The sequence below is a fragment of the Candidatus Accumulibacter necessarius genome, assembly GCF_036625085.1.
On the sequence record NZ_JAZKUM010000007.1, the window covers coordinates 106,942 to 122,509 of the forward strand.

11 protein-coding genes and 2 pseudogenes are annotated in these 15,568 nt (G+C 62.1%); 8 read left to right on the plus strand and 5 right to left on the minus strand.

All coding sequences use genetic code 11. The annotated features are described in order from the left end of the window. Positions 1-78: 78 nt before the first annotated feature. From ppk2 to V5B44_RS18820, 5 genes and pseudogenes are all read right to left on the minus strand, one after another. Positions 79-853: pseudogene (gene ppk2 / locus V5B44_RS18800) on the minus strand (polyphosphate kinase 2). A gap of 185 nt (positions 854-1,038) precedes the next feature. Next, complete coding sequence (locus V5B44_RS18805; protein ID WP_332360554.1) at positions 1,039-2,475, minus strand: efflux transporter outer membrane subunit; 1,437 nt, start codon at positions 2,473-2,475, stop codon at positions 1,039-1,041. Then, positions 2,468-5,665, minus strand: coding sequence for an efflux RND transporter permease subunit (locus tag V5B44_RS18810; RefSeq protein WP_332360555.1), 3,198 nt, complete (start codon positions 5,663-5,665; stop codon positions 2,468-2,470). Before V5B44_RS18810 ends, V5B44_RS18805 begins: the two co-directional genes overlap by 8 nt. Beyond that, the gene (locus V5B44_RS18815; protein WP_332360557.1) at positions 5,611-6,843 is read right to left on the minus strand and encodes an efflux RND transporter periplasmic adaptor subunit; all 1,233 of its coding nucleotides are present in this window, start codon (positions 6,841-6,843) and stop codon (positions 5,611-5,613) included. Before V5B44_RS18815 ends, V5B44_RS18810 begins: the two co-directional genes overlap by 55 nt. A gap of 141 nt (positions 6,844-6,984) precedes the next feature. Then, positions 6,985-7,959, minus strand: a complete 975-nt coding sequence (locus V5B44_RS18820) for an AraC family transcriptional regulator (RefSeq protein ID WP_332360559.1) — start codon at positions 7,957-7,959, stop codon at positions 6,985-6,987. Positions 7,960-8,181: 222 nt separating this feature from the next. Between V5B44_RS18820 and V5B44_RS18825 the strand changes: the two genes are divergently transcribed. The 8 genes and pseudogenes from V5B44_RS18825 to V5B44_RS18860 all read left to right on the plus strand — a co-directional run bounded on the left by V5B44_RS18825 (position 8,182) and on the right by V5B44_RS18860 (position 14,891). Next, a complete protein-coding gene (locus V5B44_RS18825; protein ID WP_332360561.1) occupies positions 8,182-9,897 on the plus strand; it encodes an FAD-dependent oxidoreductase in 1,716 nt (571 codons plus the stop codon). A 95-nt stretch (positions 9,898-9,992) separates the two neighbouring features. After that, positions 9,993-10,139 (plus strand): hypothetical protein, encoded by a 147-nt coding sequence (locus V5B44_RS18830; protein ID WP_332360563.1) that lies wholly within the window; start codon positions 9,993-9,995, stop codon positions 10,137-10,139. Further along, positions 10,136-10,351, plus strand: a complete 216-nt coding sequence (locus V5B44_RS18835) for a peptidogalycan biosysnthesis protein (protein ID WP_332360567.1) — start codon at positions 10,136-10,138, stop codon at positions 10,349-10,351. Before V5B44_RS18830 ends, V5B44_RS18835 begins: the two co-directional genes overlap by 4 nt. A gap of 58 nt (positions 10,352-10,409) precedes the next feature. After that, on the plus strand, positions 10,410-11,549 hold the full coding sequence (locus V5B44_RS18840) for an IS630 family transposase (protein ID WP_296757880.1): 1,140 nt from the start codon (positions 10,410-10,412) through the stop codon (positions 11,547-11,549). Between the two features lie 45 nt (positions 11,550-11,594). Next, positions 11,595-12,572, plus strand: a pseudogene (locus tag V5B44_RS18845) (GNAT family N-acetyltransferase); the annotation flags it as partial. A gap of 644 nt (positions 12,573-13,216) precedes the next feature. After that, a complete protein-coding gene (locus tag V5B44_RS18850; protein ID WP_332360570.1) occupies positions 13,217-14,194 on the plus strand; it encodes an MBL fold metallo-hydrolase in 978 nt (325 codons plus the stop codon). Between the two features lie 85 nt (positions 14,195-14,279). Continuing rightward, entirely contained in the window at positions 14,280-14,648 is a 369-nt protein-coding gene (locus V5B44_RS18855; RefSeq protein ID WP_332360572.1) for a hypothetical protein, read from the plus strand. A 51-nt stretch (positions 14,649-14,699) separates the two neighbouring features. Beyond that, positions 14,700-14,891: a hypothetical protein gene (locus V5B44_RS18860; protein ID WP_332360574.1), complete on the plus strand. Its 192-nt coding sequence runs from the start codon at positions 14,700-14,702 to the stop codon at positions 14,889-14,891. The last annotated feature ends 677 nt before the right edge of the window (positions 14,892-15,568 follow it).

Below are 15,568 nucleotides of genomic sequence, written 5' to 3' on the forward strand. Positions count from 1 at the left end.
GGTTTCATCAGCTCCGAACTGCACAAGGCCTTCGTTCCCCTGTTCAAACCGGACACGCCGGCGGAGTACAAGCATTGTTCAATAGACTTCCGGCACGTACCTGACGGGCAGGCTGGCAGGTTCCTGGTAGTCGCCGGGCTTGCCCCGCTTCGGCAGGACGATCTTCGACTGCTTGACGACCTCGTAGGGAATGCTGCTCAGGATGTGCTTGATGATGTTCAGGCGCACGCGCTTCTTGTCGTCGGATCGCGCGGCGAACCAGGGTGCCCACTCGGTATCGCGTCGCACTGAACATGTCGTCGCGGGCGCGCGAGTAGTCGTACCAGCGGCTGTACGACTTGAGGTCCATCGGCGACAGCTTCCATTGCTTGCGCGGATCGGTGATGCGCGCTTCGAGGCGGCGGGTCTGCTCGTCCATGTCGACTTCCAGCCAGTACTTGAGCAGGATGATGTTGTTCTTGCCGACCAGCAGCTTTCGAACAGGGGCGCCCCTTGAGGAAAACCCTGCACCTGCTCGTCGCGTGGCGAAGCCCATGACGCGTTCGACGCCGGCGCGGTTGTACCAGCTGCGGTCGAAGATCACCACCTCGCCGGCTGCCGGCAAGTGCGGCAGGTAGCGCTGCACGTACATCTGGGTCTTCTCGCGCTCGGTTGGCGCGGGCAGGGCGACGACCCGGAAGACGCGCGGGCTGACGCGGCCGGTGATGGCCTTGATCGTGCCGCCCTTGCCGGCGCCGTCACGGCCTTCGAAGACGATGACCACCTTGAGGCCCTTCTCGATCACCCAGGATTGCAGATGCACCAGCTCGGCTTCGAGCTTCTCGAGTTCCTTCAGGTAGGCGCGGTTGGACATCTTTTTCCCTGGTGCTGCCGGGGCCTCGCTGTCGGTCTGCTCCACCGGCAGATCGGGGTTTACCACCTCCCTGACTTTGGCTTTCTTCCCCTGCTTGTCTTTCTTGCCTTTCTTGCTCATCGACTTCTCCTGTGGATACGCATTGATGGACTGCTCTTGTGGACGCCTGCCGTGCGGCAGCTGGGTTATTGCGCGACGCCGCCGTCCGTCCGGGCCACCGCGTCGGTCACCTTCTCGGCTTCGTTCACCCAGCCGCCCCCCATTGCCAGGTAAAGATTGATCATTGCCTGGAATTCGACCTGCTGCGTCTGTGTGTACTGCAGTTGAACGTTGAACAGGCTGCGCTCAGCGTCGAGCACTTCGATGTAGCTGGTGTAGCCATTGTCGTAGCGCAGGCGCGCGGTAGCCGAGTACTGCTGCAGTGCCTCGACCTGGCGCTTCTGCACCTTGAGTTGTTCGCGCGTCCGGTCCTGGCTGATGAGCGAGTCGTTGACTTCGCGGAAGGCCTCCTGGATCGCCTTCTGGTAAGCAAACAGCGCCTGCTGCTGCGACGCTTCGGCAGCCTGCACCTGACCGGCAATCGCGCCAGCGGTGAAGATCGGCATGCTGATCGGCGAGCCGTAATTCCACACCTTGTTCTGGCTGTTGAACAGGTTGCTCAGGCTGGTGCTGGAGTAGCCGAAGAGGCCGGTCAGCGAGATCGTCGGGAAGTAGGCTGCTTTGGCGGCGCCAATCAGCGCGTTGGCAGCGACCAGATTTTGCTCGGCGCGCCGGATGTCGGGCCTGCGTTCAAGCAGATCCGACGGCAGGCCGGCAGGGATTGCCGGCAGGGCCAGCTGATCGATCGTCTTGCCACGCAGTATCGGGCCCGGGTTGCGGCCGAGCAGCACGCTCAGCCCGTTTTCCTGCTGGGCGATGGCTTTCTGCAGCGGCGGGATAGTGGCCAGGGCTTCCTCGTACTGCGACCGGTTCTGGCTCAGTTCGAGGACCGAAATGATGCCCCCTTCAAAGCGGAGCTTGAACAGCTCGTACGACTCGCCGCGACTCTTCGCCGTCTCCCTGGCAATCTCGAGCTGACGATCGAGGTTGCGCAGGTTGATGTAGGCGCCAGCGACACTGCCAACGAGCGAGAGGATGACGCCTCGCCGGCCCTCCTCACTGGCCAGGAGCTGGGCGCGCGCCGCCTCGGTCTGGCGGCGAATGCGGCCCCAGATGTCGATCTCCCAACTGGCGTTCAATACCGCGTTGTAGCTGTTGTAGGTCTGTCCGCTGCCGGCGCCGATCACTACCGCGCTGACGTCTCTCTGCCGCCTGGCGTCATAGCCGGCGCCTATCTGCGGGAAGAGGCCGGAACGAACGAATCCGTAGTTGCCGGCGAATTCCTCGACGCGCGCGGCAGCGATCATCAGATCCTTGTTTTCTCGCAGCGCAGTCGTCACCAGGTCGTTGAGCACTGGGTCATTCAGTTGCTCCCACCAGGGGGTGTTGGCGAGATCGCGGGCGTCCTGTTCGCTGAGGCGCCAGCCCGCTGGCGTGTCGACCGGCGGGCGGACGTAGTCGGGTCCGACCATGCAACCGCTGGCCAGCAGCGCCAGCAAGGTGACGAGCAATGGCTTACGCATGGCGATCATCCTCCTTTCCCGCCGGCGTCTCGATCTTGCCGGCATCTCCCTCGCCAGACTCCTTATGGCGCACCCCAGTGGCTCCCTTGTGACTGATCTTTTCGACGACGTAGAAGGTCACCGGAATGATGAAGATGGCCAGGCAGGTGGCCGCCAGCATGCCGCCGATCACTGCGCTGCCCATCACCTGCCGCGAAATGGCGCCGGCACCACTGGCAATCGCCAGAGGAACGCAGCCGAGGATGAAGGCAAATGAGGTCATCAGGATCGGTCGGAGACGCAGTTGCGCGCCCTTGAGCGTCGCATCGGCGAGCGAGAGCTCGCCCTTTTCGTACTCCATCTTGGCGAACTCGACGATCAGGATGGCGTTCTTGGCCGCCAGACCGATCAGCATCACCAGACCGATCTGCGCATAGACGTTGAGTTCCTGGCCGCGCAGCATCAGCGCAAAAAACGCGCCGGCGACCGCGATAGGCGTACCCAGCAGCACGGAGAAGGGGAGCGACCAGCTCTCGTACTGCGCCGCCAGGATGAGGAACACACAGAGCAGTGAGAATCCGAAGATGACCGCTGGCGAGATGCCTTGCTGCGCTTTCTGCTCCTGGAACGACATTCCCGAGTAGTCGTAACCCATTTCGCTCGGCATCGTTTCGGCGAAAACCGCCTCGAGTGCGCGCATGACCTGCGTCGAACTGTAGCCAGGCGCCGCCGAGGCGTTGATCTGCGCACTGCGGTAAAGGTTGTAGCGCATCGTGAATTCCGGGCCGGAGATATTGCGGACCGATGTCAGCGCCGACAGCGGCACCGCCTCGCCCTTGCTGTTGCGCACGTAGAACTGCCCGACATTCTCGATGTTGGTGCGGTAGTCGCCCTCGGCCTGGACGTACACCTGCCACTGGCGTCCGAAGCGGTTGAAGTAGTTGATGAAGCCGCTGCCGAGGAAGCTCTGCAGCGTCTTGTAAACGTCGCTTAGGATGACGCCCTGTTTGAGCACCTTTTCCTGGTCGACGTCGATGAACAGTTGCGGAACGGTTGGCCTGAAGGTCGTTGAAACGCTGGCGAGCTCCGGGCGTTTTCTCGCGGCTTCGAGGAACTTGGTGGTGTTCTCGGCGAGGAAGGCGATGTCCTTGCCGGCACGGTCCTGAAGCACGAAGGTGGCACCGCCAGAGGTACCGACCCCCTGGATGGCCGGCGGCGGAAACGCAAAGGCGATGGCGCCGGGGATGGTGGCAAGCCGCTTGGTCAGCTCGGCCTTGATCGCGGTGTACTGCTCTTCAGGCTGCTTACGTTCTGCCCAGTTCTTGAGCGTGACGAAGAAGAAGGCGCTGTAAGTATTTGTCACTTGGCTGAGCATGCTGTAGCCGACGACCGTGGTCGTGTATTGGACGCCCGGCACCTTCATGATCAGATCTTCAGCCTGGGCGGCAATTTCCGACGTGCGTTGCAGCGACGACGCATCGGGAAGCTGGACCGCTGCAAAGACGTAACCTTGATCTTCATCCGGGAGGAAACCGGCGGGGACCAGCTTGCCAAAGAAGCCGGCGCTTGCCGTGACGCCGACCAGAAAGACGAGGCTGATCAGGCTCCTGCGGATGGCGATGCGGCAGACGCCGACGTAGCCGCCGGTGACGCGGCCGAATACTCCGTTGAACCAGTCGTAGAACTTCTGTAGCGGGCCGCTGCCCTTGACCTTGGGTCTGAGCAGAAGCGCGCAGAGGGCGGGGCTCAGGGTCAGTGCGTTGAACGCCGAGATGATCACCGAAATGGCGATGGTGACCGCGAACTGCTGGTAGAGCTGGCCGGTAATCCCCGGAATGAAGGCAGTCGGCACGAAGACGGCAGCCAGGATGACGGCGATGGCGATCACCGGGCCGGTGACCTCCTCCATGGCTCTCAGCGTCGCGTCCTTCGGTGACAGGCCGTGCTCGATATGGTGTTCGACCGCCTCGACAACAACGATGGCATCATCGACCACGAGGCCGATCGCCAGCACCAGGCCGAACAGCGACAGCGTGTTGATCGAGAAGCCAAACATCGGGAACAGCATGAAGGTGCCGACCAGCGACACGGGCACCGCCAGCAACGGAATCAGCGTCGCCCGCCAGCCCTGCAGGAAGACGAAGACGACGATCATCACCAGCACCAGCGCTTCGAACAGCGTGTGCTTGATCTCCTTGATGCCTTCGGTGACCGACAGCGTCGTGTCGAGGGCGATGACGTAATCGAGGTCGGGCGGGAAGCTTTGCTTGATCTTCTCCATCAGCTTCTTGGCGCCGTCCGCTGCGTCGAGGGCATTGGCGCCAGGCATCTGGTAGAGGGCGATGAGAGCAGCCGGCTTGCCGTTGAGCCGACCCTGCTGGCTATAGGTCTGGGCACCGAGTTCGATGCGGGCGACATCGCTGACGCGAACGATCGAGCCGTCGGGGTTGGCGCGCAGGACGATCTTGCCGAAATCCTCGACATTTTCCAGCCGCCCCTGGGCGCGCACCGCGTAGGTGTACTCCTGGCCGGGCGGCACCGGCTCGGCGCCAATCGTTCCGGCCGGATTGACCGTGTTCTGGGCATTGACCGCGTTGACAATTTCCGGAATCGTGATGTTCAGCTTGGCCAGCTGGTCGGGCCTGACCCACAACCGCATCGCGTACTGGCCGGCGCCAAATACCGTGACGCTGGCGATTCCCTTGACCCGCGTCATCTGGTCGTTGATGTTGATGTAGGCGTAGTTGGCGAGGAAGATGTTGTCGTAGGTGCCGTTCGGCGAGTAAAGCGCGAACATGACCAGCGGCGACGAGGTCGACTTGGCGACGGTGACGCCGTAGTTGCGCACGTCCGACGGCAGTTGCGCTTCGGCCTGGCCTTGGCGCATCTGGGCGAGCAACTGGTCGGTGTTGGCATCGGTGCCCAGTGCGAAGTTGACATACAGGGTGGACTGGCCATTGTTGGCGTTGATCGAGTACATGTAGTCCATGTTGTCGACGCCGGACATCTGCTGCTCGATCGGGGTGGCGACCGCCTGTTCGACGGTCAGCGCGTCGGCGCCGGTGTAGGTGCTACTAACCTGAATCTGCGGCGGAACGATGTTCGGGAACTGGGCGGTCGGCAGCCCGGACATGGCGACCAGACCGACGATGGTCATCAGGATCGAGATGACCATGGCGACGATCGGCCGATTGATGAAGAACTTGGACATGGTCGTTTACCCCTTGCTCGCCGGTGCAGGCGCTGCCGGTTTGTCCTCGGGCTTGGCTTGGCCGCGGCGTCGGGCACAAAGGGTTTCGGATTGACGGTCATTCCCGGGCGGACCTTCTGCGTCCCCTCGGCGATCACTTTCTCACCAGGTTGCAGTGCGGTGCTGATGATCCACTCGGTGCCGATACGCTCACCAACCGTCACCGGTCGGATATCGACCTTGTTGTCGGCTCCGACCACCGCCACCAGGTACTTGCCCTGGATTTCGGTGACGGCCCGTTGCGGCACCAGCAGCGCGCCCTTATCAACCGACATGGTCGCCCGTACCTTGCCGTATTGGCCCGGGCGCAGCAGATTGTCGGGATTGGGGAACAGGGCAGCCACCTTGAACGTGCCGGTGGACGTATCGACCTGCCGGTTGAGCACCGCGACCTTGCCGGGGTACGGATAGAGCGAGCCGTCAACCAGGAACAGTTCCAGCGGAACCCGCTCCGGCTTGCTGCCGGCGGCAAGTGCCGCGCTGGCGACCTTCAGATACTCGCGTTCGCTGATATTGAAATAGACCTTGATCGGATCAACGGTCGACACGGTGGTCAGTTCGGTCGGCATGCTCGGACTCAGCAGGTCGCCAATCTGCGCCTTGGCGATGCCGGCAATGCCGCTGACCGGCGAACTGATCTTTGTGAAGCCGAGATTGAGTTTCGCCGTCCGCAGGGAGGCCTCGGCGGCCTCGAGCTGTGCCTTGGCGGAAAGGTGGGCACCGGTGGCATCATCAAGGTCCTTCTGGCTGACCGCGTTCACGGCGGCCAACGGCTTGATGCGGTCCAGGTTGGCCTTGGTCGTCTCGAAACGCGCGGCCTGCTGAGCACGCAGACCCTTGGCCTCATCTACGGCGGCCTCGAAAGTGCGCGGGTCGATCTCGAACAGTGGCTGACCCTGTTTCACCAGGTCGCCTTCGCGGTAATTCTGCCTGATCAGGTAACCGGTGACTTGTGGGCGGATGAGGGCATTGACGTTGCCGTCGAGCGAGCCGATCCACTCCATGTAGATCGGCACATCCTTCTGGGCAACGCTTACTACCTCGACAGTCGGCGTCGGGGGCGGGGGGACAGACTTGTCGCCGCACGCCGCGAGAGAAAAGATGGAAATCAGGGTCGTGGAGATCAGGATTGGTTTCATGTCATTTTCGTCCGACGCTATGCGATAGCCGAAGATACTAACGTATCCGGCACGCCGGGACCATACATAAATGGACAGCCTGCGTTTCGTTGCACCCCCGGAACGTGCCAGGTCGAAACGCCCGGCGTACACCAGGAACCGCTACTTCGCGCAGCCCGCTCGCCATCGGGATGGGGTGGTGCCGCTCCAGCGCCGGAATGCCCGTGCGAAGGCGCTGGCATCCGCGTATTCGAGCATCATCGCGATTCTCTGGATGTCCGCATCCGTGTTCTCGAGCATCTGGCGGGCAATCTCGAAGCGCCCCTCATCCACAAGCGACTGGAAGCTGGTACCGCAGGCGTTCAGCCGGCGGCTCAAGGTGCGGCGGTGCAGCGAAAAGAATGCGGCAACCTGGCCCGCGTTTGCCTGACCGGCGATGAGCGCGGTTCTCAGTACGGCCAGCACCTGTTCCCGGAAGTCGCCGCGATGCGCCAACTCGAGCGCATCCATCTGTTCCTGAGCCCGGCGGCGCAACTCGGCATCCGCGGCCGCCAGTGGACGCTGCAGCCAGTCAGCCGGGAAGACGACCCCGTCATGCTCGGCATCGAAGCGCAGGGGTGCCCGAAAGAACTGCTGGAAGGGCCGCACATCATCCGGCCGGCGGTGGGCAAACAGGATTTCGACGGGTTTCCAGTCCGGGCCGCATAGGGCGCGCAGAATATTGAACATTGCTGCGACCGCCCCATCCCCAGTCTGGTCGGTCGCGTCGACCAGAGTCTCATAGATGCTGTAGCTCAGCATCGCCGTGCGGTCGTTCTCCGCAAGGGTCGTCACTGCACCTTGGACGTGATGATGCAGACAGCGCACAAGACTGCGTAGCGCACCTCCCACGTCCGCCGAGTGTTGCACCAGCAGGCCCAACAGCCCGAGCGAGTGCAGGCCAGCCTGCTGACCGATCAGGAGCCCGAAGTGACGGCACCCGGTTCTATCCACGCAAAGCTGGATGAGTTGGCTCCTTTGTGCGAATGAAATCCGGTTGTCCGGCTCGTCGAACAGTTCCGGTGGCACGCCCGCCTCGGCCAGCACCTCCGCCGGATTTGCGCCAAGATTTCGCAAGAGCTCGGGAATGACCCGCACGGAGCCAACGCGAACACTTGCATTCCGGCGCGGGCGCTGGGCCGACTCATGATCTGATCTGTTCGATTTCCGGTTTTCTGACTCCATCGGGTCAGGGTAAACAAGATTGTCAAGAAATGTCCAGCACAAGCAACGGCAACATGATTGAATTGACGGCGAAAGTCGCTCGACGAGCTGGTCAGCGAGCTCGATCATCAATCCTTGAAACGGGGGAAGGAAACCATGGAATCCGGCAATGCGGGAACGAAAATCGTCATCGTCGGCGGCGTGGCTGGTGGCGCCTCATGCGCCGCGCGCCTGCGCCGGCTGAACGAGAACGCCGAAATCCTCATGGTCGAACGCGGCCCGTATGTCTCATACGCCAATTGCGGTCTGCCCTACCATGTCGGCGGCGTGATCGAGAAGGAGTCGAGTCTGCTGGTGGCGACCGCGGATACCTTCCGCCGCATGTTCAATATCGATGTCCGGACCAATTGCGAAGCGGTCCGTATCCTGCCCGACACCAGGACCATCGAACTGCGCGACGTGCTGACCGGCGAGGTGAGCAGCGAATCGTACGACAAGCTGGTGCTGTCGCCCGGCGCGCTGTCGGTTCGCCCGCCCCTGCCGGGGATCGACCTGCCGGGAATCTTCCAGGTGCGGACCGTGCCGGATGCGCGGGCAATCCGCGAATGGATCGAGCGCGGGTCGCTGTTCCTCACCGGAATGGATAGATACGCCGGCTTCCAGACAGTGAAATCCAGGACCCGGGCAGTGGTCATCGGTGGCGGCTTCATCGGCCTGGAAACGGCGGAGAACCTCGTGCATCGCGGATTCGACGTCACCCTCGTCGAGATGCTCGACCAGCTTCTGGCGCCACTCGACCAGGACATGGCCCGAATTGTCGAAGGCTACGTCGAGCGGCATGGCATCCGGCTGGAGCTCAATGACGGCGTGGCCGGCTTCCAGCAGGCCGCCGATGGCGCACTCGAGGTCCTCACGAAGTCCGGCAAGACTCACCCTGCCGACATCGTCATCCTCGCGCTCGGTGTTCGCCCGGATACCACGCTGGCCAGGACGGCCAGCCTCGAGATCGGGGAGCGCGGCGGAATCCGCGTCGACGAACAGATGCGCACCAGCAACCCGGACATTTTCGCGGTCGGCGACGTCGTCGAAGTCCGCGATTTCGTGACTGGCGAATGGAGCCTGATTGCGCTGGCCGGCCCGGCCAACCGCCAGGGGCGAATTGCCGCTGATGTCATTGCTGGGCGCGCGTCACGCTTCCGCGGTACCCAGGGCACTTCGATCATCGGCCTCTTTGGCGCCGCGGCCGCCTGGGTAGGTGCCAGTGAAAAGACGCTGAAGCGCCTCGGTGACGGCGACTATGAAAAAACCTATCTCTACCCGAATTCACATGCCGGCTACTACCCCGGCGCCACGCCGGTCCCCATGAAGGTGATGTTCAGGAAATCCGACGGCCGCCTCCTCGGTGCCCAGGCGGTGGGCATGGATGGTGTTGACAAGCGGATCAGCGCACTGGCCATGGCGATCCAGATGGGTGCCACGATCTATGACCTCGAGGAGGCCGAGCTCTGCTATGCCCCACAGTTTGGCAGCGCCAAGGATCCGGTGAACTTTGCCGGCATGGTCGCCGCCGACATCCTCCGCGGCGACATGCCGGTCGCGCATTGGGAGGCGCTCGGGGACGGCGTCCTGCTCGACGTGCGGGAGATGTTCGAACTCGCGGTCGAAAGTGTGCCCGGGGCGATCCACATCCCGCTCGGGCAACTGCGCTCGCGCCTGGGTGAGTTGCCGCGCGACCGGAATATCCATGTCATCTGCTGTTCCGGGGGACGGGCCTACTACGCGACGCGGGTATTGTTGCAGAACGGGTTCAACGCCAAGACGATTGCCGGCGGCATGCTGTCGCGTTATCACTCCCACCTCCTGCTGGACTGAGTGAGCGAACGGACAAGTGTCATGAGCGGCTGGAACCGGCAACTCAACACCACCACGTGGCGGGATGAAGGCGCTGCGCCACAGAGCGCAGAATCATGAGCGGCAGAATGCAGAACGAAGGCGGCTGGAAGCCGAAAATCTCGCACGAGATGGTCGAGTACGCGGTCAATGTCGTGCATCTGGCTATCGCTTTCGCTGCGTTCACCCAGTACCGGCGACTCGTTCTCGCGGCCCACGAATGATCGCGGAGCCCGACTTGCCATTGAACATCTCGGTCAGCAGCAGATCTTCCGCGAGCGCCATTCCAGGCGAGGCCTGGACGCGACTCTGCCCGGCCGGCCATCCCTTTCTCAACGCCGACTTTCTGGCGATCGTTGAGCGGCACGGGGCGGCGGCACCTGAATCGGGCTGGACGGCTCGACATCTGGTGGCTAGTAGTTCGTTTCAACAATAGACATGAACATTCAGTGATAATGACATGATTTCAAGCCTTTTCTGTGTGAGGTGTGGTCATGTCCGGAAAGACGAGTCGGGCGGCACTGGCAGTGACGGCGGCGGAAGAGGAGATGCTCTGGAATCTGGCCCGGTCGAGAACGGCGCCGGTACGTGAAGCCGAGAGGGCGAAGATTCTTCTGGCGTACGCGGAGAACCGGTCGATTACTGAGGTCATGCGCCGAGTGGGAGTGGGACGTTCGACGGTGTACAAGTGTATCGACAAAGCCCTGGCCGAAGGTGTGGCGGCTGGGCTGAAGGATGCCTATCATCGCCCGCATGAGCCTGAGATTGGCGAGGAGGCCAAGGCCTGGGTGGTCAGTTTGGCCTGTACCAAACCGAAAGATCATGGACGGGCAGCGGAAGTGTGGTCGATTTCGGCGTTGGCGGAATTTGTCTCGAGCCATGCCGAGGAGGCTGGCCATCCGCGTTTGGCGCAAGCGGGCAAGAGTACCGTCTGGCGGATTCTCAACGAGCGGCAGATCAAGCCGCACAAGATCAGCTATTACCTGGAACGGCGCGACCCGGATTTCGATCGGAAGATGCAAGAGGTTCTGATGGTTTATCAGGATGTGGCTTTGTACCGGGAGGGGGCTGTTCATGATGCGCGTCCAAATCCGATCTACACCGTGAGCGTCGACGAGAAGCCAGGTGTTCAGGCGCTGGGGCTGACGGCGCCGGACTTGCCTCCGGTGCCTGACAAAGCGCCCACCCTCGGGCGCGATTACGAGTACGTTCGCCATGGCACCGTCTCGATTCTGGCTGGCATTGATCTGCACTCCGGTCATATCTTCGAGCGAGTCGAGGATCGGCACCGTAGCGCCGAGTTCATTGAGTTGCTCAAGGACATCGACGCCCACTATCCTCCAGAGGCGATCGTTCGCCTCGTTCTCGACAATCATTCGGCACACATCTCGAAGGAAACCCGGGCCTTCCTCGCGACGCGCCCTGGGCGCTTCGAGTATGTCCACACCCCCAAACACGGCTCGTGGCTCAACCTCATCGAGTGCGCCTTCTCGAAGATGGCTCGCACCTTCTTGCGGCATATCCGGGTCACTTCTCTGGACGAACTCAAGGCACGCATCCACCAAGGAGTCGACGAGATGAACGCGGCCCCAGTCGTCTTTCGTTGGAAGAAGTTCGATCTCGCCATAGCCTGATCTGACCATGTTTTCGCGGAACGTACTACTAGCGACGATCGCGGCGCCGTCGTCGGTCTGCTGCCCCTGTACATCAAGAGCCACTCGCACGGCGATTTCATCTATGACTGGTCCTGGGCGGCGGCCTACCGGCAGCTCGGCCGCCAGTACTACCCGAAACTGATGAGCTGTCTGCCGCACACCCCGGTTGCCGGCGCGCGCATCCTGGTCGGCGAAGGGCCGCAGGCGGGATCTATCCGGCAGGCGCTGGTCGAGGCGGCCAAGGCACTGGCGACCCGTTGCCCTGCCTCTTCGTGGCATGTGGCGCTGGCCACCGAGGCAGAAATGGACCTGCTGCGGAGCGACGGGCTGCTGATCAGTCACGACGTCCAGTTTCATTGGCTCGATCCCGGCTGCGGCGACTTCGACGGCTACCTGGCCACCTTCAGTGCGGCCAAACGCCGCAAGGTCCGTGCCGAACGGCGACGGGTCGCGGAGAGCGGGCTCTCGCTCGAGACACGGCATGGGGATCAGATCGACGCCGCCGAATGGCCGTTGCTGCACGCACTCTACGCCAGCACTTTCGACCGGTTCGGCAATCACGCCGCTTTCTCGGCCGCCTGTTTCGCCGATCTGGCGGCGGCTCTGGGTCGTCGAATGGTCGCCTTCATCGCCCGTGATCGCGGATTGCCGGTCGCCGTGGCGATCTGTTTTCGCAGCGATGACGCACTCTACGGGCGCTACTGGGGTTGCTCGGGCACCTATCACAGCCTGCATTTCGAACTCTGCTTCTACCAAGGTATTGCCTATTGCCTGCGCGAGGGCCTGCGGCGCTTCGAGCCGGGAGCGGGCGGCGAACACAAGCTGGCGCGCGGGTTCACGCCGACGGTCGTGCAGTCCGCGCACTGGATCAGCGACCCCGGCATGCGACAGTTGCTCGCCCGTCACCTGGCGTTGCAGGGCGAGGCGGTTTCCGAGTATCGCGACGACGCGGCGGAGCATCTGCCCTTCCGGCGTGACGCGTCGCCATCGCAGGGAGGCTGAGGAGTCTTGAATTTCCGCTCCGCCGGTTTGCCGAAGCGCTCCCCTTGAGGGGCGTCGCAATTGCCCATCGACCGCTCAGCTGGCCGATGACGCCGGCTTGAACCAGCCTGCCATGCCCGGCCGATCAACCGGCCAAAATCGTCGACGCAATCGGCCGTTCCTTCCTGCCCACGCCAAGAGCCGACAAGGCCCCCGTGTAGGCAGAGACTTTTTTTCGGCTTTGGCCATTTCAAGAGGGACCCGACAGCTACTGCTTACTGACGTCATCACTGCCTCGATCCGGCCAGTTGCGGCCGTTCCCAGTGGCCACAGACCCGCCATAAAGATTGCAGCTCCGCCCAGTTAGCAGCCATTACGGCTGCACAGACCTTGTCGCATGTTCGGCCAAAGGCGATGTTGGTCTTGTCCGCGTCTATTGCCCTCTACGTATAGCCAACGTGATTCCTTCCCAGCCGGCATCTACGATCAATCCGGCCTCCGCCTCCCGTTCGGCGGCAAGCATCAACCTCGGGCGAACCGGGAATCCATTGACCGCACACTGTGACTGGGGGCCAAAGATGACGTACGCGACCTGCCCTTCTGAAACGTGTGTTCCGGTATGGATTGCTTATACTTAATCACCGTGATGACAAGAGGACGATGGCATGAGAATGGAACAAGTCAGCGCCAACTGCTTTGCTGTGCTAAACGAGAAAAACCTCGTGTGCGATGCCAACTCGGGCCTCATCAACCTGGGCGGCGGCGTGGTGATCGACACACAGTCGGACCTGCCGCACGGACGTCAGATGATCAAGCTGTTCGGCAAGGTCTGGCGCGACATGCCCAGGCGCGTGATCAATACGCACGAGGACGGCGACCACGTGTGGGGGAACCAGCTCTTCGAGGGTGCCGAAATCATCGCGCACCGGCGGGTCAAGGAATTGATGCCGCACGTTGCCGACCCAAAGGAGACCCAGCAACTGATCAAGGGGTCCGATCGCTTCCTCACACGCTTGTTGCTCAAGGCCCTGCACCCGGGCGCGTTGGCGATTGCCCAGCAGTTGAAACAGGACTACGACTTCGACGGCATCCGGCTGGTGCTGCCGACCACCGTGTTCGAGGAGCGGCACGTGCTGGATCTCGACGGCACGGAAGTTCACCTCATCTACGTGGGGCCGTGCCACCAGATCGGTGACACGATCATCCATGTGCCAAAGGAAAAGGTCGTGTTCGCCGGCGACGTGATCTTCCGCGAGTGCACCCCCATGGGCTGGAACGGCACTTACGAAAAATGGCTCAAGGTTCTCGATCTCATCATCTCGCTCGACCCGGAGGTCATCGTCCCCGGACACGGACCGGTGTGTGGGATCGAGGGCGCGATGGAGATGAAGGCCTACCTCGAATACGTGCGCGAAGAATCGAAGCGCTGCTTCGGGCAGGGGCTGAGCGCCCTGGAGGCGTCGAAGAAGATCGATTTCGGACCGTACGGCGGATGGAAGGCTCCGGCGCGTCTGTTCATGAACGTCGAGCGGGCCTACCGCGAGTTCCGCAACGAGGCCACGGACGCACCCTGGGACCACGCGAAAGTCTTCGACGCGGTCCTCGCCGTGGCGAAGGCAAAGGGGATCACGGTCGAGTTCTGATTGGGGTGCGCGTTTCCAATCAATCCGGGCCATTCCCGGTAACGGCATGCACGAAAAACAAACACTAGCAGCAGGAGAAACAGAAATGAAATTTCCACGCATTTACTCAGACGAACAGGGCGAGACGCACATTGGTGTCTGTGACCGCCCAGAGCATGAGGCACCGTTCGGGCCGCCTCCAACCCCCATGGGGCTAATGACAGATATCGAAGGGGTCAGCAGCCTTGTCATGTTCTCGGTCCCGGGCGGGACCGAGGTGCCGGCCCACAATGCGCCGCAGCCTTATATTTGCATCGTTCTCTCCGGCGAGGGCGAGGTGACCGCCAGCGATTGCTCGACCTTACGCCTGGGCCCTGGTGGGCTGCTCTATTGCGACGACGTCAGCGGTAAAGGCCACGTTACCCGGTCGATCACCGACCTCAGTCTTGCCTTCATCAATCGAGGCAACTCGTGAGTCGGCAGCGAGCACACACAACCAAACCTACGGCGCAGGGAGGGGGGAACCATGATGAAGACGCACACCAGCAAGATGCTGATCGATAAAACGCGCGGCCTGAAATTCACCGAGGGTCCGCGCTGGCACGACGGCAAGTTGTGGCTCCTCGACGACATCCACGACAAGCGGATCAAGACCGCGGGTCACTTGCCCGTGATCTGCGGCACCAGACGGCCGCTCGACTTTAAAACCCGCCGTTGAACCATTCGTGAGACGAATGTCCGCAGAGGGTCGGTTGCACTCAGTGGTGACTGGCCGCTTTCAGGAATTGGAACTTCACTGACCGCTTTCCGGCGATGAATCCGACGAGAGGAGTGTCGCACCCGACCCATTGTTGACGTTCAGGCTATCTATAAGCAGACCTTCAACGGACTCGCTCACCGGCTCCGCATGGCAGAGTCGGGTGAGACACCCAGTCTCAACATCTCTCTACTCGTTTTAGCGCGCTACAGGCGTACGTCACCCATGATTCAGCGTCGAACGCCCACGCGGTTAGCTCCCCCGTTCCGGTTGGTTGCACTAGCCCCTGCCGCGCCAACATTCCCAGCGGCTCCGGGTTGGTTGATACCGGGGTCCCGGACGCCCACGCCGGGTGCGCCTACACCAACGCCGGGTGCAACCCCCACGCCCGGAGCGCCGACACCGGGGGCTGTTACTGGGCGCGCAACACATCCTTTGGGTACGCCAACGGTCTTGCAATAAACGACGGCACTCGCTGGCATGGCGGCGAAACCAAGGCCAAAAGCCAGCACTGAAGTTACAAATAAACGGTTCATCATTCACTCCCGCACAGCAACATAAACGCCAAAAGTGGCACTTCAAGGTACGAACTTCAGCTTACACCTGCCCCGCCCCAATGACCGGTTTTGGCAGATTTT

What these genes read in the sequence shown, in the direction of transcription:
- V5B44_RS18805 (WP_332360554.1), bottom strand. Translation starts at nt 2,475, where the DNA reads ATGCGTAAGCCATTGCTCGTCACCTTGCTGGCGCTGCTGGCCAGCGGT.
- V5B44_RS18810 (WP_332360555.1), bottom strand. Translation starts at nt 5,665, where the DNA reads ATGTCCAAGTTCTTCATCAATCGGCCGATCGTCGCCATGGTCATCTCG.
- V5B44_RS18815 (WP_332360557.1), bottom strand. Translation starts at nt 6,843, where the DNA reads ATGAAACCAATCCTGATCTCCACGACCCTGATTTCCATCTTTTCTCTC.
- V5B44_RS18825 (WP_332360561.1), top strand. Translation starts at nt 8,182, where the DNA reads ATGGAATCCGGCAATGCGGGAACGAAAATCGTCATCGTCGGCGGCGTG.
- V5B44_RS18830 (WP_332360563.1), top strand. Translation starts at nt 9,993, where the DNA reads ATGAGCGGCAGAATGCAGAACGAAGGCGGCTGGAAGCCGAAAATCTCG.
- V5B44_RS18835 (WP_332360567.1), top strand. Translation starts at nt 10,136, where the DNA reads ATGATCGCGGAGCCCGACTTGCCATTGAACATCTCGGTCAGCAGCAGA.
- V5B44_RS18840 (WP_296757880.1), top strand. Translation starts at nt 10,410, where the DNA reads ATGTCCGGAAAGACGAGTCGGGCGGCACTGGCAGTGACGGCGGCGGAA.
- V5B44_RS18850 (WP_332360570.1), top strand. Translation starts at nt 13,217, where the DNA reads ATGAGAATGGAACAAGTCAGCGCCAACTGCTTTGCTGTGCTAAACGAG.
- V5B44_RS18855 (WP_332360572.1), top strand. Translation starts at nt 14,280, where the DNA reads ATGAAATTTCCACGCATTTACTCAGACGAACAGGGCGAGACGCACATT.
- V5B44_RS18860 (WP_332360574.1), top strand. Translation starts at nt 14,700, where the DNA reads ATGATGAAGACGCACACCAGCAAGATGCTGATCGATAAAACGCGCGGC.